The sequence below is a fragment of the Sporosarcina ureae DSM 2281 genome, from assembly GCF_000425545.1.
Lineage (GTDB): Bacteria > Bacillota > Bacilli > Bacillales_A > Planococcaceae > Sporosarcina > Sporosarcina ureae.
In genome coordinates this window covers 79,907-96,786 of sequence record NZ_AUDQ01000006.1, presented here as the reverse complement: position 1 = coordinate 96,786, position 16,880 = coordinate 79,907, and the positions used below count along the sequence as shown (strand labels likewise).

The 16,880-nt window shown below is 44.2% G+C and carries 21 protein-coding genes and 1 other annotated feature; of the genes, 1 reads left to right on the top strand and 20 read right to left on the bottom strand.

What is annotated here, in order from left to right:
• The first annotated feature begins 11 nt into the window (after positions 1–11).
• A complete protein-coding gene (locus H605_RS0107785) occupies positions 12–1,760 on the top strand; it encodes a GMC family oxidoreductase (protein WP_029053705.1) in 1,749 nt (582 codons plus the stop codon).
• An 83-nt stretch (positions 1,761–1,843) separates the two neighbouring features.
• Here the strand turns inward: H605_RS0107785 and isdG are convergent, their stop codons facing one another.
• From isdG to H605_RS0107685, 20 genes are all read right to left on the bottom strand, one after another.
• Positions 1,844–2,164, bottom strand: a complete 321-nt coding sequence (isdG, locus tag H605_RS0107780; RefSeq protein WP_029053704.1) for a heme oxygenase — start codon at positions 2,162–2,164, stop codon at positions 1,844–1,846.
• 146 nt (positions 2,165–2,310) lie between these two features.
• Positions 2,311–3,036 carry a YebC/PmpR family DNA-binding transcriptional regulator gene (locus H605_RS0107775; RefSeq protein WP_029053703.1) on the bottom strand — a complete coding sequence of 242 codons (726 nt, stop codon included), beginning with the start codon at positions 3,034–3,036 and terminating at the stop codon, positions 2,311–2,313.
• A gap of 12 nt (positions 3,037–3,048) precedes the next feature.
• On the bottom strand, positions 3,049–3,918 hold the full coding sequence (locus tag H605_RS0107770; RefSeq protein WP_051210512.1) for a phosphotransferase: 870 nt from the start codon (positions 3,916–3,918) through the stop codon (positions 3,049–3,051).
• A gap of 6 nt (positions 3,919–3,924) precedes the next feature.
• Positions 3,925–5,001 carry a LysM peptidoglycan-binding domain-containing protein gene (locus tag H605_RS18385; RefSeq protein ID WP_051210511.1) on the bottom strand — a complete coding sequence of 359 codons (1,077 nt, stop codon included), beginning with the start codon at positions 4,999–5,001 and terminating at the stop codon, positions 3,925–3,927.
• 474 nt (positions 5,002–5,475) lie between these two features.
• Positions 5,476–6,360, bottom strand: a complete 885-nt coding sequence (gene pheA, locus H605_RS0107760) for a prephenate dehydratase (RefSeq protein ID WP_029053701.1) — start codon at positions 6,358–6,360, stop codon at positions 5,476–5,478.
• 31 nt (positions 6,361–6,391) lie between these two features.
• Positions 6,392–6,847: an ACT domain-containing protein gene (locus H605_RS0107755; protein WP_029053700.1), complete on the bottom strand. Its 456-nt coding sequence runs from the start codon at positions 6,845–6,847 to the stop codon at positions 6,392–6,394.
• A gap of 31 nt (positions 6,848–6,878) precedes the next feature.
• Positions 6,879–8,174, bottom strand: a complete 1,296-nt coding sequence (obgE, locus tag H605_RS0107750; protein ID WP_029053699.1) for a GTPase ObgE — start codon at positions 8,172–8,174, stop codon at positions 6,879–6,881.
• Between the two features lie 3 nt (positions 8,175–8,177).
• Positions 8,178–8,711, bottom strand: coding sequence for a Spo0B domain-containing protein (locus H605_RS18380; RefSeq protein WP_051210510.1), 534 nt, complete (start codon positions 8,709–8,711; stop codon positions 8,178–8,180).
• 329 nt (positions 8,712–9,040) lie between these two features.
• On the bottom strand, positions 9,041–9,334 hold the full coding sequence (rpmA, locus tag H605_RS0107740; RefSeq protein WP_029053698.1) for a 50S ribosomal protein L27: 294 nt from the start codon (positions 9,332–9,334) through the stop codon (positions 9,041–9,043).
• A gap of 12 nt (positions 9,335–9,346) precedes the next feature.
• The gene (locus H605_RS0107735; RefSeq protein WP_029053697.1) at positions 9,347–9,673 is read right to left on the bottom strand and encodes a ribosomal-processing cysteine protease Prp; all 327 of its coding nucleotides are present in this window, start codon (positions 9,671–9,673) and stop codon (positions 9,347–9,349) included.
• A 6-nt stretch (positions 9,674–9,679) separates the two neighbouring features.
• Positions 9,680–9,988: a 50S ribosomal protein L21 gene (gene rplU / locus H605_RS0107730; protein WP_029053696.1), complete on the bottom strand. Its 309-nt coding sequence runs from the start codon at positions 9,986–9,988 to the stop codon at positions 9,680–9,682.
• A gap of 13 nt (positions 9,989–10,001) precedes the next feature.
• Positions 10,002–10,078, bottom strand: a sequence feature (ribosomal protein L21 leader region).
• Positions 10,079–10,148: 70 nt separating this feature from the next.
• The gene (locus H605_RS0107725) at positions 10,149–10,766 is read right to left on the bottom strand and encodes a metalloprotease (RefSeq protein WP_029053695.1); all 618 of its coding nucleotides are present in this window, start codon (positions 10,764–10,766) and stop codon (positions 10,149–10,151) included.
• Entirely contained in the window at positions 10,763–11,305 is a 543-nt protein-coding gene (locus tag H605_RS0107720; RefSeq protein ID WP_029053694.1) for a peptidoglycan DD-metalloendopeptidase family protein, read from the bottom strand. The genes H605_RS0107725 and H605_RS0107720 overlap by 4 nt, the downstream gene beginning before the upstream one ends.
• A 100-nt stretch (positions 11,306–11,405) precedes the next feature.
• Entirely contained in the window at positions 11,406–12,206 is an 801-nt protein-coding gene (gene minD, locus H605_RS0107715) for a septum site-determining protein MinD (RefSeq protein WP_029053693.1), read from the bottom strand.
• A gap of 1 nt (position 12,207) precedes the next feature.
• Entirely contained in the window at positions 12,208–12,879 is a 672-nt protein-coding gene (gene minC / locus H605_RS0107710; RefSeq protein ID WP_029053692.1) for a septum site-determining protein MinC, read from the bottom strand.
• 19 nt (positions 12,880–12,898) lie between these two features.
• Positions 12,899–13,420, bottom strand: coding sequence for a rod shape-determining protein MreD (mreD, locus tag H605_RS0107705; RefSeq protein ID WP_029053691.1), 522 nt, complete (start codon positions 13,418–13,420; stop codon positions 12,899–12,901).
• The gene (mreC, locus tag H605_RS0107700; protein ID WP_029053690.1) at positions 13,417–14,310 is read right to left on the bottom strand and encodes a rod shape-determining protein MreC; all 894 of its coding nucleotides are present in this window, start codon (positions 14,308–14,310) and stop codon (positions 13,417–13,419) included. The genes mreD and mreC overlap by 4 nt, the downstream gene beginning before the upstream one ends.
• A 24-nt stretch (positions 14,311–14,334) precedes the next feature.
• Complete coding sequence (locus H605_RS0107695; protein WP_029053689.1) at positions 14,335–15,348, bottom strand: rod shape-determining protein; 1,014 nt, start codon at positions 15,346–15,348, stop codon at positions 14,335–14,337.
• Between the two features lie 169 nt (positions 15,349–15,517).
• Positions 15,518–16,216, bottom strand: a complete 699-nt coding sequence (gene radC, locus H605_RS0107690; RefSeq protein WP_029053688.1) for a RadC family protein — start codon at positions 16,214–16,216, stop codon at positions 15,518–15,520.
• Positions 16,216–16,815, bottom strand: a complete 600-nt coding sequence (locus H605_RS0107685) for a Maf family protein (protein WP_029053687.1) — start codon at positions 16,813–16,815, stop codon at positions 16,216–16,218. Before H605_RS0107685 ends, radC begins: the two co-directional genes overlap by 1 nt.
• Positions 16,816–16,880 lie beyond the last annotated feature (65 nt).

The following is a 16,880-nucleotide window of genomic DNA, read 5'->3' as shown; positions in this document are numbered from 1 at the left end:
AGGACACATAAATGGCTAAAAAATTAGATAAAGTAGACGTGGTAGTCGTTGGTAGTGGTTGGGCTGGCGGAATCGTTTCAGCTGAACTATCCAAATCAGGCTATCAAGTCGTCATGTTGGAACGTGGAAAAGATCAAACACGTTCAGATTTTATAGGTGTTAAAGATGAACTACGGTATACAAATAGACATGAAATGATTGAGAAATTGACAGGCGATACAATTACGTCTCGCGTGTCGATAGGCGATGCTGCATTACCTGTACGTTTGCAAAAAGATATGAATACGGGAACGGACCTTGGAGGCGGAAGTATGCACTGGGCAGGCTCCGTGTACCGCTGGCGTTCATATGACTTCGAAATTCGTTCAAAAACAATCGAACGTTATGGGGAAAGTAAGATTCCTGAAGGCATGCAAATCCGTGACTGGGGCATTACTTATGATGAACTAGAACCTTATTACGCTAAATGGGAACAAACAGCTGGGATTTCAGGAGAACCCGATCCACTTGGAGACAAGAGATCAAACGAGTATCCAAACCCACCTATGTTAGCTTCACCTGCAATTAAATTATTTAAAGAATCAGCAAAAGAAATTGGCTTACATCCATACCAAATGGCTTCTGGAAACATGTCCCAAACGTATACGAATCCTGATGGTGAAACATTGAACCAGTGTATGTTCTGTTCGTTCTGTACAATGTACGGCTGTGACTTCGGTTCAAAATCAGATCCTCTTGCAACAGTTATTCCGACTGCTCGGAAAACTGGAAACTGTGAAATCAGAACGAACTCACTCGTCCGAAGAGTTATACATAAAGACGGAAAAGCGACGGGCGTTTTATATACGGATACAAGAACAGGTCAAGAATTCGAACAACCAGCTGATGTTGTCGTTCTTGCGGCATTCACATTCTCAAATAACCGCTTGCTTATGCTATCGGATATCGGCGAAATCTATAACCCAGAAACTAGAAAAGGAACGATTGGCCGTAACTTTACAGGACAATTCAACAGTACGTTCCTAGGAGCAACAGGATTCTTTAACGACAAGAAATTCAACTACTACATGGGTGCTGGTGGATTAGGTGGCGCTGTAAGTGATTATGACGCCGATCTATTTGACCACACAGATTTAGACTTTATTCACGGTGGTGGAATCGAACTTCGTCAATACGGAGATGGAGCGATTAAGAATAACTTTGTCCCTAAAGGTACACCAACATGGGGTGAAGAATTTAAAGAGAAATCACTCTTCTACGCTTTCCGTACGTTAACAGTTTGGTACTCAGCAGCAGTTATGCCTTGGTGGCACAACTATATGGACTTAGACCCTACGTATAAAGATGAGTTTGGCGATCCATTATTACGTATTACCAATAAATTAACAGAACAAGATAAGAACATCGCGAAATTCGGTATTGAAAAATGTACTGAAATTGTTGAAGCGATGGGTGCGGACATTATTGATCAGGACGAATTACCAGACCAATTTAACCACGGTTACGACGGTATGCACTATATTGGTGGCGTAGCTATGGGTGAAGATCCGGAAACGTCTGCAGTAAATAACTACTTGCAACTGTGGGAAATGGAAAACTTATTCGTCGTTGGCGGATCTGCACTACCTCACTTCAGTAGTCACCACCCTACCCCAACAATCGGTGCACTTTCATACCGTGCAGCTGAAGGTATTGAAAAGTACTTAAAAGAAAAAGGCGGTCTCTTAACGCAACCAAAATCTTCTAGCGTTAAAGCATAATAGATATACCATCACCCCTCACTTGGCAATATGAAAGTGAGGGGTTATTGTTTTCTCTGAACATCTAATCATTCTTCTCGCGGTCACACCGCAACGACAGGATCACGTACTACCCTGACATCATAGAACGATACTTTATTGCTAATAACGTATCCGGGTTGTCCGTCGCGATGTGAATGCGCTTCCTTGAATGCATCGCTTTTCGTCCACGCCTCAAATGCTTCTTTTGATTCCCAACGCGTACTAATTGTCACTTCATCATAGTCTAGCAAATTATCCGTGAACAATACTTCTAGTCCTAGAAACCCTTCCATCTGCTCCACTTTTCCTACTTTATCAAAACGCGTAACCAATTCATGTCCACGGTCTTTTATAATCTTATTTGTGTTTGTTACGATTATCATAATTATTTCCCCCTTTTATTCTACTAAAGAGTATACATTCTTTAGTAACTAAGTTAAATGATAATGAATCTCATTATCATTGTCAACAACAAAAAAGCCAGTTAACAACTTTACTTGCTTAAAAGTTGTTGACTGGCTAGCATTCATTACTCATCCGATGCATTAGAATAGACGTTTTGAACATCGTCGTCATCTTCTAACGCGTCGATCATATTCATAAATTGTTCTTGTTGCTCTCCGCTCAAATCCGCATAAACGGATGGAACCATATCTACTTCTGCTGAAATAAATACTAAATCTTCCGCTTCAAGCGCTTCTTTTACATTCAGAAATTCAGAGGGTTCCGTCAGAATTTCAAATCCATCTTCTGTCGAAATAACATCTTCTGCTCCTGCTTCCAAAGCCGCCAGCATGACTGCGTCCTCGTCCGTTTCTTGCGTACGTTCGATGAACAAACGGCCTTTGCGTTCAAATAAATAGTTGACGGAGCCAGTTTCTCCTAAACTACCACCATTTTTATTGAATGCCACACGCATATTGGGTCCTGTACGATTGCGGTTTTCAGTCAGGGTATATACAAGAACAGCAACGCCGCCTGGTCCGTACCCTTCGTAAATCACTTCTTCGTAGTTTTCATCCGCACCCGAACCTGTTGCTTTATCGATTGCCCGCTGAATTACATCATTCGGGACATTCACACTCTTTGATTTATCGATTGCTAGACGTAAAGCTGGATTCGTGTCTGGATCGTCTCCGCCAGACTTTGCTGCCACGTAAATTTCACGTGACATCTTCTGAAAGATCTTTCCTCGTTTTGCATCCTGTGCGCCTTTTCTGTTCTGGATATTTTTCCACTTTGAATGGCCTGCCATGGATCAAACCTCCTACTTCATCATTCGCTCTATATCATACCATAATCTTGGCCAATGTGAGAGCGCGGTATCTGTGAAATGTAGAAGTTTGCTGGCCATCCGTTGCTGTTGCGCTAGTGGCAACGACAACAGATGCAACCATTCCCGAAGCACTTCATTCGGATATAAAAGCTTTGCTAGTGACTGGTTTGACAAGGTTTGCAGCGCCGGATGCTCGCCCATCAAAAAAGTCGGATTGTAAGAAATTTGTGGCAACACACGATGCATCCACAACACACGTTCATCCTCTTCCGTTCCGAGGCAGGCTAAATCAAAATCGATAAAGCAAATATTCCCATTTGAGTCGCGCAAAATATTATGATGTACAACATCCCCATGCAACAGCGTCAGCGAGTGAACAGGAGGCGATTCTTTCTTTGCAATGTGAAGTGCATCCTGTCCATATTTTAACAGCTGGTCAATCGTCGAGGGAGCCAAAAATGCTCCACACATTTGTCGCACCTCTTCAAACCGCGCAAGCCGGATTTCCCACTTCTCGATCATATGATAATACGGAAGACAGGAAATCGACTGCCAATCAATCGTATATTTCGTATCATGTAATGCTTGCAGCGCACGGAACGAATCGATCCGGTCAATTCTACGCTTAAAGTTGACCGCTTTCGCATTTTCAAGCCACGGCTGCATGATCAACAGCGGATCCGATTTATCGACAATCGGCAAGATATATGGAAAATGTTGTGCACTAAGTAATTGATGAACTTGCCGAACTTTCACAGCTTGAGCGTGTGATGCATACTTCTTTACAGAATACACTGCTCCGCCTGATTCCATTTTCCAGACATTCTTTTTGATTTTGGTAAATCGCTGATTGTCTGCCATACGCGGTTACTGGTTTCGGTGCCAGTCCTCCTGTATTGGCATCGGCTGTTGTGGAGGTGCATTACACCCACAATCACCCTGATAACCTGGAGGTTGTTGCCACATTGGATGCATTGGCATTGGCATCATTTGCGGATACGGCATCCATTGCATCGCCGGCATACATTCTGGTTGTGTCGACCATTGAGGCTGAACCGGCCAATTCGGTGAGCAATGCGGTTGATTTGACGGACACCATGACGGCGGAGTATCCGCTTTAGGCGGCATCGTCGGTTGTTGCGGCATTGGCATAGGTGCAGGTTGTTGAGGCATTGGCTGCATCACAGGCGGCTTCGGTTGGGGTTTTGGTTGAGGCATCGGATTCGGTTTCATGTGTAATGAACTCGATTCGATCAACTGCCAACCGTCTGGCATAGGTGCGGGAACCGGTTTATGGTGATGAGGTGTCTCCTCACACCACTTCGATGACTCTTTTGGCGGCATCGGTTTGATTGGTGCCTGCATAGGCGGTTGCATCGGCGGCATAGGCTGCATTGGTTGTTGCGGCATATGTGGATGGCAGTCCGCATCGAAAATTGGCATCCATCCGCAAATCGGGAATACTGCCTGCCACATCGGTGGAGCCTGCATACTAGGCGGCATCGGCATATGTGGTGCCGTTGGAGTCTGCGGTTGTTGCGGCATCGCTGGCGGTGCTGGGGCCGGTTGCTGTTGCATCGGCGGTACTTGCGGCATTGGCTTTTGCTGCATCGGCGGCATCTGTGGCGCTTTTGGTAGTTGCGGCACTTGATCCGTTGATGGTTTCGTTTGTGGAGGTGCCGGTTTTGAAGGCTTCTCCTGGTGTGGCGGCTTCATCGGTTTTTCGTGATGTGGTTTCTCAGTTGGCTTCTCCTGCGGTTTCGTGTGATCACCTTTATGTTGAGGCTTTTTCTTATCCATCGGCAAAAATATTTTCATGCCGGGGACGATATAGTCCGGATTCGCCAGGTGCGCATTCACCCGCTTCAATTCCTCGAACGGTATACCGTATTGTCTTGCGATCTTCCATAATGTATCACCCTTGACGACAATATGAACTTCCACTTACAATTCCCCCTTCCATCAATCCATCGTATGAACGGACGCCTACTTTTGTGACAATGTGTGTAGGCCTCCTCTCTTGTTATGTATATTCGTAGGAAAATGGTTTATTCCAAATAAATAACCATCCTGTTGAATAGAGGATGGTGGAATGATGTCAGTTTATATAGAGTGTGCACGGGATTGAAACTCCAGCCGGTAGACACTTTCCCATGGGTCCACGGTGAGCGAGCTAGTCACGGCTCTCGTTCCTTTGTTGTTCTGCTAATCGGGCTGACCCCTCAAGAGTCGCCGTCTGCTTCCGCTTCAATCCTACTTTTTTAGTGGATGACCGTAGAACTCTTTTTTGCGATAGTGCGTGAATTAGTAAAGCCCTTGAACTTAGTTAAGTTCAAGGGCAGTTCAAGTTCTTTTTCAAGTACAGTAACGTAATACATGCCAATCTACTAATACATGCCATTGCCAGCCTATCCTAACTCAAGAGATAAATTCCCCAGACTCATAGGCATAGTACGTTCCGAACGAGCGTGCTGTACAGCCTAGTGCGTCTAGCTCTTCCATTGCGCCCTTCATCATCGGATGCTCCTCAGATTCATTAATATCAATAATAAAGAAATAATGACCAAGGCCCGTCTTTAACGGTCGTGACTCGATCTTGCTCAAGTTCAGTCGGCGCCACGAGAACACTGACAGAATTTGATGCAACATCCCTGGGCGGTCATCTTCAGGCAACTTCACCATCAACGTCGTCTTCATAGTAGAAACATGCTTTGAATGCTCCAGCTTCTCCTTGCGCAACGACAGCACGACGAAGCGTGTATGGTTGAAGTGGAAGTCGTGAATATTTTCCTCTGCTATATGTAAGCCGTACGTTTCTGCTGCCAAACGGTTGCCAATTGCTGCAACACGTAGTTCTGGCTGTTCAGATATAGATTTCGCTGCCGCTGCCGTAGACGTCGTCTGAATTAGCGGAACTCCTCTGTAACGATACTGCAAAAACTTATGACATTGCGCCAACGCATGCGGATGAGACTGAATCGAATCCAATTCACCCAAATGATTCACCTGTGATTTATTCACTAACATATGTTGCTCAATTGGCGTGGAAATTTCAGCAGTAATAAACAACTCTTCACTATTGAATAAATAATCAATCGTTAATGGAACGGATCCCTCAAGTGCATTCTCCAACGGAACGACCGCGTAGGCAACATGTCCTTCTGTCACCGCTTCTATACAATCTGGAATCGTCGGACGTGGCGTTAAGCCCTCCATTCCGAATAAATCGGACGCCGCAATATGAGTGAATGATGCTTCAGGTCCCAAATATGCAACGGAAGGTACATACTTCTTTTCTGTCATGATTCTTTCATCTCCCCACTGATTTAAGAGGTTAGAAAACCCCTGAACTAATTAAGTCAACGGAATCAATAAATCGAGGTGCTTTGAGTCGCTGTAAAAATGCTTCTACCTTAATTTCCATTTCCGTCACATCCAACGATAACGTAATGTTCGCGCGCCCCTGGACAGGAATCGTCTGGTGAATCGTCAATACATTACACTTCGCCTCTGAGACGACTTCCAAAAGCACAGCTAACGAACCTTTTAAATCTTCCAGTTGAATAAATATCGTCAAAATCCGGTCCCGTGCGATCGATTCGAACGGGAACACGGCATCACGATATTTATAGAAGGCACTGCGTGACAGACCGACCCGTTTGGTTGCTTCTTGGATCGTCGTCACTTCGCCCCTTGCCATCATACGTTTAGCTTCCAGCATTTTCTGCATTGACTCAGTCAATACATCTTCGCGGACTAAATAAAACTGGCCTTCCCCGATTTGTTCCATTTTGCTCCCCCCAAAACGAGCCAATCCGGTCTTACTCCAAGAACTCGAACTCGTAGCTCATGATACGTACGATATCACCGTTTTTCGCACCACGTTCACGCAACGCTTCGTCGATTCCCATACCACGCATCTGACGCGAGAACTTGCGGACTGATTGATCGAAGTTGAAATCGGTCATCTGGAACAAACGCTCCAACGTATAACCCGACAACATGAATGCCCCATCATCGTCACGTGAAATAATGAAATCAGGTCCAGTCGTTTCATGCTTATACAATACAGAGTTACTTGCTTCTTCTTCATCCGCATCCGTCAACATCGGGAATTCCGGTGTAGTTTCAAGCAGATCTAAAATTGCATACAGTAATGGATCTAAACCAGTTCTCGTCAATGCTGAAATCGGGAACACTTGAATCTCTTCATCACCAAGCGCCTCTTTAAATATTTCCAGATTCTCTTGCGCATCCGGCATATCCATTTTATTTGCCACAATAATTTGTGGTCGTTCAGTCAAACGCATATTGTACTGCTCTAGCTCTTTATTGATCGTCTGGTAATCTTCAAACGGCTCACGACCTTCAAGTCCTGACATATCGATGACGTGCACGATTACGCGCGTACGTTCGATGTGACGCAAGAATTGATGTCCTAGTCCAATCCCTTCATGCGCGCCTTCAATCAACCCAGGCAAATCCGCCATGACGAATGTACGGTGATCATCTGTTTCGATCATTCCGAGGTTCGGAACTAATGTAGTAAAGTGATAATCCGCAATTTTCGGCTTCGCTGAAGAAACGACTGATAGTAACGTGGATTTACCAACACTCGGGAATCCAACAAGACCAACGTCAGCGAGAACTTTCAATTCAAGCACGATATCTTTACTAACACCTGGCTCTCCTTTTTCAGAAAGCTCAGGCGCTGTGTTCTGCGGCGTAACGAAACGGCTATTACCGCGTCCTCCACGCCCACCACGCGCGATGACTGCTTGCTGACCATGTTCCACCAAATCCGCGATAATCGTTTCGGTTTCCGCATCTTTGACGACTGTGCCAGGCGGAACTTTAACGATCATATGCTTACCGCTACGACCGTGCATATTTTTACTTTGACCGTGTTCTCCGCGATCCGCTTTAAAATGACGCTGATAACGGAAATCCATTAACGTACGCAATCCTTCATCTACAATAAAGATGACATCTGCGCCTTTCCCGCCATCGCCACCGGATGGCCCACCATTAGCTATATATTTTTCACGACGGAACGAAACCATACCATCGCCACCGTCGCCACCTTTTACAAATACTTTAACGTGATCCACAAACATAATTTATAATCCTCCTAATTGTCCACTGATGGTAAACGTCCATTGATTCGGTTCACCGAGGACTTCGACCGTAAGCTGAGATGAATGTTCTGGGATGTCTAGTTGCTTCGCGTACAGCTCGGTAAATGTCAGTTGCATACTCCAAGAAGCAGTTTCCGTCGTGACTTCAATCGTCACAGGACAATCTGCGTAGCGCTGGATTTTTGCTTCCACAGCCAGCACAACTTGTTCCAAGTATTTGACCAGCTCTTGGTCAATTTCACTTGAATCAATTTTTTCTGTAATATCACAATACAATTGCACCTTTAGAACTGGATATCGCCACCCAAGTGTCGTGATCCATTCTTCAGTAAGAGGCATAGATAATTTCTGAAGCAATGCCTCTCGCTGCATATCCCCCGTTTTCTCGAGAATGCAGTTTCGCGCTTCTGAATATTTCCCCATATCAATATTCATGAGGATTAATTGCAGATCATTCATGTGATCATGTCGACTAAATCTCACTGCCTGCGACACATTTAGCTCATTTTTCCCCATCTTTTCACCACCAGCTGTTTTCGTACTTCTTAGTATAGCATTTTCGCGCGCAAATCACTAAAAAAATCATCACCGGCAGACAAATTGCCTGAAATGTATGACCCGTCGTCTTCTAGATTGGTCAAGCGCTCATTATTTATCGGTAAGCGCTCAATAAATCCTGTAGCCGCTCATAATAATGTACAAGCGATCATACATACTCGCTATCCGCTCTATCTGCTAAACTAAGCGCTCATACTTCCCTAACATCCGCTCATAACACACCAATCTTGACATAAGAAAAAGGACTGCAACAAGTGCAGTCCTTTTCACATCGTCACGCTATCCAATTAAGCTTCTTGCGTTGCTGCTGGGTAGACACTGACTTTCTTTTTGTCGCGGCCAAGACGTTCAAAACGAACGACGCCGTCGATTTTTGCGAATAGAGTATCATCTCCACCGCGACCAACGTTTTCACCTGGGTGAACTTTTGTTCCACGCTGGCGATAAAGGATTGATCCTCCAGAAACGATTTGTCCATCTGCGCGCTTAGCACCAAGACGTTTCGAATGTGAGTCACGACCGTTCTTAGTAGAACCTACACCTTTTTTCGATGCGAAAAACTGAAGATCTAAACGTAACATAGCTGCCACCTCCTACTTTTTAAAGGATAATTTTATATAATCTGCATAGTCTAATTCAATCGTTTGTAAAGAAATAATCATTGCTTGCAGGAGCAGCTGAACTTGCGCATCTTGATCCGTTACCGGAAACGCCACACGTAAGTATCCACCATCCGCACCTTGATCAACATCAGGTTCAATCGAAGTCAATTGCATAATAGCATTCACCGCACCAAATGATACGGCAGAAGCACCAGCACAAACTAGATCTTGTCCGTGTTCAGCAAAGTTTGCATGACCATCCATCTCAAAAACTGAGATGCGCCCAGAAGGCTCTTTCATAATTCTGACATGTATCATGCCGGATTATAGATTGATTCCGTCAATAACGATTTTCGTGTATGGCTGACGGTGTCCTTGTTTTTTACGGTAGTTTTTCTTTGCCTTATATTTGAAAACAACGATTTTCTTTGCGCGGCCTTGCTTGACAACTTTACCTGTTACAGTTGCGCCTTCTACGAATGGAGCACCGACTTTAACGTCATCTCCGCCCACCATTAGCACCTTGTCAAAAGTTACCACTTCATCCGCTTCACCAGCAACCTTCTCAATGAAGATCTCTTGGCCTGCTTCAACTTTGATTTGTTTTCCACCAGTTTCAATAATTGCGTACATACTTGCACCTCCTCTAATTATACAGACTCGCCTTGACAGGTGATTCAACCTACGAATACTTGAACCTGTTTAGTGCGGTTGTAGCACGGGTGCTACAATCAATAACAGTAAAATATTATCACATAGAAAAGAGCAGGTCAAGCATTATTCCTATAATCTTTTAAAAGAAGGAAGTTTCTTTTTTAGTGAGCTGCTCAAAGACCCGCTCGTACCTTCTAAAACGATAGGAAATAATGTTCTGCACTGCTAAAAATGATGTGATAATGACGAGTGGCAAACTATCCGGCAAATATGCAGTGAAAAATGCACATAGCGATGCAGACACGATGATGGAATACAGTAAGAAGTTCGAGCGCGTAGTGTATTTCGTCGCCTCCGTCTCCAGCAAAACAGACACCACTTGTCCACCGTCAAGAGGTAGAATCGGTAATAAATTGACACTCAACAAGATCAGTTGAATCTTTACAAACTGCGCATCACCCGGGAATGTCAAACACATGCCAAGTACTAACAAAACGGCTGTCGCGACAGGTCCTCCGAGCGCCACGATCAGCCGTTGCTGTTTACTTGCCAGTTGCCGATTAACAAATTGCAATTCCCCTCCATACGGTAAAATTGTACAACTCCTAATTTTCATCCCGACGTGTCGAGCGGCCAATACGTGTCCTAGTTCATGAAAAAGTAAAGAGAATAAGAGCATCGCGTACAATGACACACCACCGACGATCATGAAAAATAAAAAGATCGGCAACAATACCGGATGAATACGATACTTCATTGCTGACCGCCTGACATATACGTTGCCAGCACAGTAGGCTCTAGCGGTATCCCATTGCGTTTCACGCGGATATATACTGCTTCCTCGTCCATCATCGCAATCTCATCCCCAAGCCTTACAGCCGTGTATGGAAGCGTCGAGAACGAGCCTACGAATCCATACGTTACCTCATCACCGTTATCGTACTGAACAGTCACCGTCTTCCCTGACTGTCTTGTATAGCCTGTAAAGACGACTAGCCCGCTTCCTTGTGAAGTAATCGACATCGGTTGAGTATACGAGATAATAGCACCATCTTGATAGGGCTGGAACGATTCGTACGTCTCAAACGGATTAAATACGGAATCCCCGGACACCGTGATGACTTCATCTTCTGCCATCCAGGAAGACACCCACTTCTTCATCACCACAAAATCTTTCCCTGTCGTCACATATTGCGTAATCGGTATATTAACTAACTGGCGTTCTTCCAGTTTTGATAAACCTACAACAGACACCATCAGCACAATAGCGATGATCCATTTTGTTTTCCATTTCATCACGTCCCCTCCCTTACCTGCAGTGTATGAAAAGAGAGAGAATTAAATGACGAATGAAAAAAACTCAGTACCATAAAAGGCACTGAGATTTAAGTTTGTATTATTTGCTGAACATGTTCTTAATCTTGCCGAAGAATCCTGCTTTGCTTTTCTCCATCGTCATTAATGGCACAGACTCACCTAAGATTCGTCGTGCAATATTGCGATAACCAATTGCAGCAGGGTTTGTCGGGTCCATCACGACAGGTTCACCTTTATTTGAAGCAGATATAACGTTTTGATCATCCATTACGATACCTAATAAATCTATCGACAAATGTGTCGTGATTTCATTGACATCCAATGTTTCACCGCTTTCCATCATACCGCTTCTAATGCGGTTGATGATCAATTTCGGCGGCTCCAGTCCTTCTTCTGCTTCAAGCAGTCCAATAATACGGTCCGCGTCACGCACAGCAGAAATTTCTGGAGTCGTCACGACAATCGCGCGGTCCGCACCAGAAATCGCGTTTTTAAAGCCTTGCTCAATTCCTGCAGGACAATCAATCAAGACATAATCATAATCTTGTTTTAATTCTAAAACAAGCTTTTTCATCTGTTCCGGATTCACAGCACTCTTATCAGTCGTCTGAGCTGCTGGCAGCAAGAACAATCGGTCCTCGAAACGCTTATCTTTCACAAGGGCCTGATGAACTTTACAACGCTCTTCCACTACATCGACCAAATCATAAATAATCCGGTTTTCTAAGCCTAGAATTACGTCCAAGTTACGCAGACCAATATCTGTATCCACTAAACACACTTTTTTCCCTTGTAACGCAAGAGCGGTACCAAGATTGGCTGACGTTGTTGTTTTTCCAACGCCACCTTTACCAGAAGTAATGACAATTGCTTCTCCCAAATTATATACCTCCCTTAAATGTAGCAAGGTCCGGACGTAAATATCGGAGCTCCTGAAGACGGTCTATCGCAATCTGCCCATTCTTTTGAAGATACGCACATTCCATTTCAGGTTGCTCAGAAAGAATCGTCAATTCGTCGGTCATGATCTCGATCTTATCCGCAATTTTCAGATGCGTTGCTTCCAGCCAAGATGCAGCAATGACTGCATCTTTATTGCCTTGTGCTCCCGCATGTGCAATGCCTTTGACACGGCCCAGTACATAAATACTGCCGCCTGCAATGACTTGTGCACTCTGATTCACGTCACCGATAATGACCAAATCGCCATCAGCTTTTACGACCTGACCCGATCGAACGATTCCTATATAGGTTTCGGACTGCTTCTCGATCAACTTTCTCTCACACTCTTTTAACGAAATGACGTCACTATGTACCTTCGAAACTCGCAAATGAGGGGAAGTATGAATGACCGATTGAATCTTGTTCATGTCTTTCTCGTCACAATAACGATGTCCTAGATGCAACTGTACTTCAGACACACCTTCAAGTACGCTGCTCTGCACTTTTTCTTTCAACTCACCTAGCAATTCGGTAAATGCGCAATGGTCATCTAATCGTAATACTAAGCCGTCTTTTGTTCCTTTTATCGTTATCAACTGTGATTTCGTCACCTACATCACCTCACAATACTTAAAAACCTGCTTGTTTTTGAAAAAATCTTTTCTCTGTAATCTGTTTGAACATATAGCCGAACATCACGATAAATAATGAATTCGCAATCATTGTCGGAATGAGTCGACTCGTGAAGAATTCGCCGAAATCAATAGACGTTAACGCAATCACACTAGCAAAAAAGTACGACAACAATTCCAGTAACACAATCATTACTACTGATAATACCATAACCGTCACGGTATGACGCTCAATTTGTCGAATTACTAACGCCGCAACGTAACAAATCAGCGGATACATGAATGTGTATAATCCAATAATATCAATATGATACATATCATACAACAGTCCGAGGACAAATCCGTAAATAATCGCTCGCTTGCTATTATAATACGTCGCAATGAAAATTAAATAGACCATTAGGAACCTAGGCACCGTGATGTATAACTCGCTGTTAATTTCAATTGGTGAAAACAGACTGAAAATGGGTTCCAGGAAAAATAGCAGGATAGCAATTAAAGGAATGATGAATCGGATCATGACTCATCGTCCCCTTCTGCATCTGCGGAGTTGCCTCCGTCGGTTCCGTCAACCACTGTCATGGTTCGCTTCGCAATCATCACGTGATCTAGTTGTGAGAAAGTAGCTGCTGGTTTTATATACGCTAGTTTTGTCAAACCATAGTCATCCGTCGAAACTTCGGTTACTTCCCCTATTAAAATACCTTTAGGGAAGATTCCTCCGAGACCTGAAGATATCACTTGCATTCCTTTTTTTACATTGAAGCTTGAATCTAGACGCTTCATGATTAACTGTCCAGAAGTTCGATCGTATCCTTCGATCAAACCGAACATTTCTTCTTCGCCAACTACCATTGCTGCCACACGGAAATCGCTATTTTCCGTCGATATTAATTCGACTGTGGATGTAAATGGAGTGGACAAAATGACCTTCCCAATCAAGCCTTGTGCCGTCATGACCGCCATATTGACGTCCACTCCAGCCGTTGTTCCTTTGTCGATGATGATTTTCTCTTCCCATTGATCAGGATTGCGTGAAATCACTGTGGACTGAATTGGCTCAAATGCGCGCAGATCCTCTTGTTTATCAATGATTCCCCGCAACTTCACATTATTCGCTTTGACATCCACTAACTCCGCTTGCATGGCGGCATACGTTTCCAGACGCTTTTTTAATCGTTTGTTTTCTTCGTATGTATTAAGCATCGTATCAATATTTTCAATAAGTCCCGTCACAAAATGGGCTGGTTTCGTAACAAGCGACTGCCCAAAACCTACGACATCCTTCACTGCTTGTTCCGGAACATTTGCATGATTTCGGTCGCGAAGTGAAAATGCAATTAATGCCACAAGGACGATTACTCCTACTAATAAAATGATTAATCGTTTATTGGAAAAAAAACGCGGCATTGCCTACATCTCCTCCAATTAATATTATGATTGAATTTTCTTAATGAGTTCTAAGTTATCCAAAGCCTTACCCGTTCCAATTACTACACAGTCAAGTGTATCTCCTGCTACAAATGCAGGCATTTTTGTTTCCTCAGAAATAGCTTTATCGAGGTTACGAAGCAATGAACCGCCACCCGTTAAGACAATTCCACGCTCCATGACGTCGGACGCCAGTTCAGGTGGTGTCTGCTCAAGCGTTTTTCTCATACCTTCAATTATCAAATCCATTGGCTCTTTCAATGCTTTCGTAATTTCCTGCGAATTAATTTCCATCGTTTTCGGCAGACCCGTCAATAAGTCGCGACCGTGGATATCCATCTTTTCCGTCTTATCCAAATCAAACGCCGAACCAATTTGCATCTTGATGTTTTCAGCCGTACGTTCACCGATCATCAATTTATATTCTTTTCGGATATACGTTATGATAGCGGTATCCATAGAATCTCCGCCTACACGGATCGAAGTGCTTGTAACAATACCACCTAGAGAAATGATGGCTACTTCCGTCGTACCTCCACCTATATCGACGACCATACTGCCGGTTGGTTCCCATACTGGTAAATCTGCACCGATCGCAGCCGCAAAAGGTTCTTCAATCGTATATGCTTCTTTCGCACCCGCTTGACGTGCAGCATCGATCACTGCGCGTTGCTCAACAGATGTAATACCATAAGGTACACAAACCATGACAGTCGGCTTCGTCCATGAAGTTCCTGCTGATTTTAGCGCTTCTTTTAAATAATGTCGAATCATAGCAGTTGTTGTTTCAAAATCTGCAATAACTCCTTCTCGCATCGGGCGAATGGCCACAACTGAACTCGGCGTACGTCCGATCATGGCATGGGCTTCACTGCCTACCGCAACGATTTCACCCGTCGTTGTATTCTTCGCTACAACAGAAGGCTCCCTTAGCACAATACCTTTTTCCTTAATGAAAACTAGAGTATTGGCTGTCCCCAAGTCAATTCCTACGTTTCTTGATCTGAAACCAAACAAGTCAATTCTCCCTTTCTATCAAACCTTCATCGGTATTCTTAAAAGCATACACCACATTATAACGGAAAGGTAACTTAATTTACAGTATCTCCCGGCCAGTTTGCAAAAAACATCGAAAAAGAGACTGATTTCCCAGTCTCTCCACTTTTTCGCGACAAAATCCATGTTTTTATATGTAACCTTTGTCTTTTAAACTGATGAATTTCTGATCACCGATGATGATATGATCGAGCACATCCACGCCCATGATCTGACCCGCTTCCATCAGGCGCTTTGTCACTTCGATATCTTCTCTTGAAGGCGTCGTGTCACCGCTCGGATGATTATGTGAAATAATCATCGATGCAGCCGAACGTTTGAACGCTTCACGGAACACTTCGCGTGGATGTACTATGGAAGAATTCAAACTGCCAATGAAAATCGTCTGCTTATGTAGCACTTCATTTTTAACATTTAAGAATAACACAACAAAGTGTTCTTGGTTCAACGACGACATATCCGTCATCAAATAATTCGCGGCATCTTCAGGTGAACGGATCTTATACCGTTCATGCGGTGCAGTCCGATACAATCGCTTGCCGAGTTCTGCTGCAGCTAGTAACTGCACCGCCTTCGCTTCACCAATCCCTTTAATCTTCGTCATCTCATCCACTGTTAGCTCTTTCAAATCTTGCAAACGGTCAATCGTAGACAACACACGGTTGGCGAGTACGAGAACAGACTCTGAGCGTGAACCTGTGCGCAGCAGGATCGCCATCAACTCCTGGTTGGATAAACTGCTCGCCCCTTCTCGTATCAAACGCTCACGGGGCCTGTCAGCGATATGCACATCGCGGATCATCATTTGCGGTGCCAGATCAAGTGGCATTACGCGCCACCGCCTTCTAAAATCAGCAACCCTTCTTGGCGCATACGGTTGACCAGATCACTGACCGGCAACCCTACGATGTTTTGATAATCACCTACCATATTTTCCACAAACAGCATCCCTTGCGTTTGGATGCCGTACGCGCCCGCTTTATCTGAAGCATCCCCTGATTTTACATAAGCGGAAACGAGCTCTTCATCCAGTTTCCTAAACTTCACTTGAGACAAACCTGCAAACTGAATTGTCTTACCGTTAGCCAGAATCGTTACACCCGTAATCACTTCATGCAACTCTCCAGACAGCTCCATCAAGAAGTCAATGGCCTGCGCGTCATCTTCGGGCTTCGGGAATACTTTGCCGTCTTTCACTACAATCGTATCTGCCGCAATGATGATCTCTTCTTCTGATTCAAATACCGCAAGCGCCTTTCGCTCCGATAAACGAACCGCATACTCATATGGCTCTTCGGGTGTAAACGGCACATCCTCATCCACATCACTCGGCCTCACCGAAAAATTAATTCCTGCTAGCTGCAATAGCTCCTTACGTCTCGGCGAAGAAGATGCGAGCACGATAGGTTTTAAACTAATAAATTTCATTGGAACAACCCCCTTTTTCATAGTGTACGCTATTCTACACGATTTGAAAAAAGGGCAAAATTCAA

Excerpts from the sequence above, each read along its gene's own strand:
- H605_RS0107785 (WP_029053705.1), top strand. The coding sequence starts at position 12 with ATGGCTAAAAAATTAGATAAAGTAGACGTGGTAGTCGTTGGTAGTGGT.
- isdG (WP_029053704.1), bottom strand. The coding sequence starts at position 2,164 with ATGATAATCGTAACAAACACAAATAAGATTATAAAAGACCGTGGACAT.
- H605_RS0107775 (WP_029053703.1), bottom strand. The coding sequence starts at position 3,036 with ATGGCAGGCCATTCAAAGTGGAAAAATATCCAGAACAGAAAAGGCGCA.
- H605_RS0107770 (WP_051210512.1), bottom strand. The coding sequence starts at position 3,918 with ATGGCAGACAATCAGCGATTTACCAAAATCAAAAAGAATGTCTGGAAA.
- pheA (WP_029053701.1), bottom strand. The coding sequence starts at position 6,360 with ATGACAGAAAAGAAGTATGTACCTTCCGTTGCATATTTGGGACCTGAA.
- H605_RS0107755 (WP_029053700.1), bottom strand. The coding sequence starts at position 6,847 with ATGGAACAAATCGGGGAAGGCCAGTTTTATTTAGTCCGCGAAGATGTA.
- obgE (WP_029053699.1), bottom strand. The coding sequence starts at position 8,174 with ATGTTTGTGGATCACGTTAAAGTATTTGTAAAAGGTGGCGACGGTGGC.
- H605_RS18380 (WP_051210510.1), bottom strand. The coding sequence starts at position 8,711 with ATGGGGAAAAATGAGCTAAATGTGTCGCAGGCAGTGAGATTTAGTCGA.
- rpmA (WP_029053698.1), bottom strand. The coding sequence starts at position 9,334 with ATGTTACGTTTAGATCTTCAGTTTTTCGCATCGAAAAAAGGTGTAGGT.
- H605_RS0107735 (WP_029053697.1), bottom strand. The coding sequence starts at position 9,673 with ATGATACATGTCAGAATTATGAAAGAGCCTTCTGGGCGCATCTCAGTT.
- rplU (WP_029053696.1), bottom strand. The coding sequence starts at position 9,988 with ATGTACGCAATTATTGAAACTGGTGGAAAACAAATCAAAGTTGAAGCA.
- H605_RS0107725 (WP_029053695.1), bottom strand. The coding sequence starts at position 10,766 with ATGAAGTATCGTATTCATCCGGTATTGTTGCCGATCTTTTTATTTTTC.
- H605_RS0107720 (WP_029053694.1), bottom strand. The coding sequence starts at position 11,305 with ATGAAATGGAAAACAAAATGGATCATCGCTATTGTGCTGATGGTGTCT.
- mreD (WP_029053691.1), bottom strand. The coding sequence starts at position 13,420 with ATGATCCGATTCATCATTCCTTTAATTGCTATCCTGCTATTTTTCCTG.
- mreC (WP_029053690.1), bottom strand. The coding sequence starts at position 14,310 with ATGCCGCGTTTTTTTTCCAATAAACGATTAATCATTTTATTAGTAGGA.
- radC (WP_029053688.1), bottom strand. The coding sequence starts at position 16,216 with ATGCCACTTGATCTGGCACCGCAAATGATGATCCGCGATGTGCATATC.
- H605_RS0107685 (WP_029053687.1), bottom strand. The coding sequence starts at position 16,815 with ATGAAATTTATTAGTTTAAAACCTATCGTGCTCGCATCTTCTTCGCCG.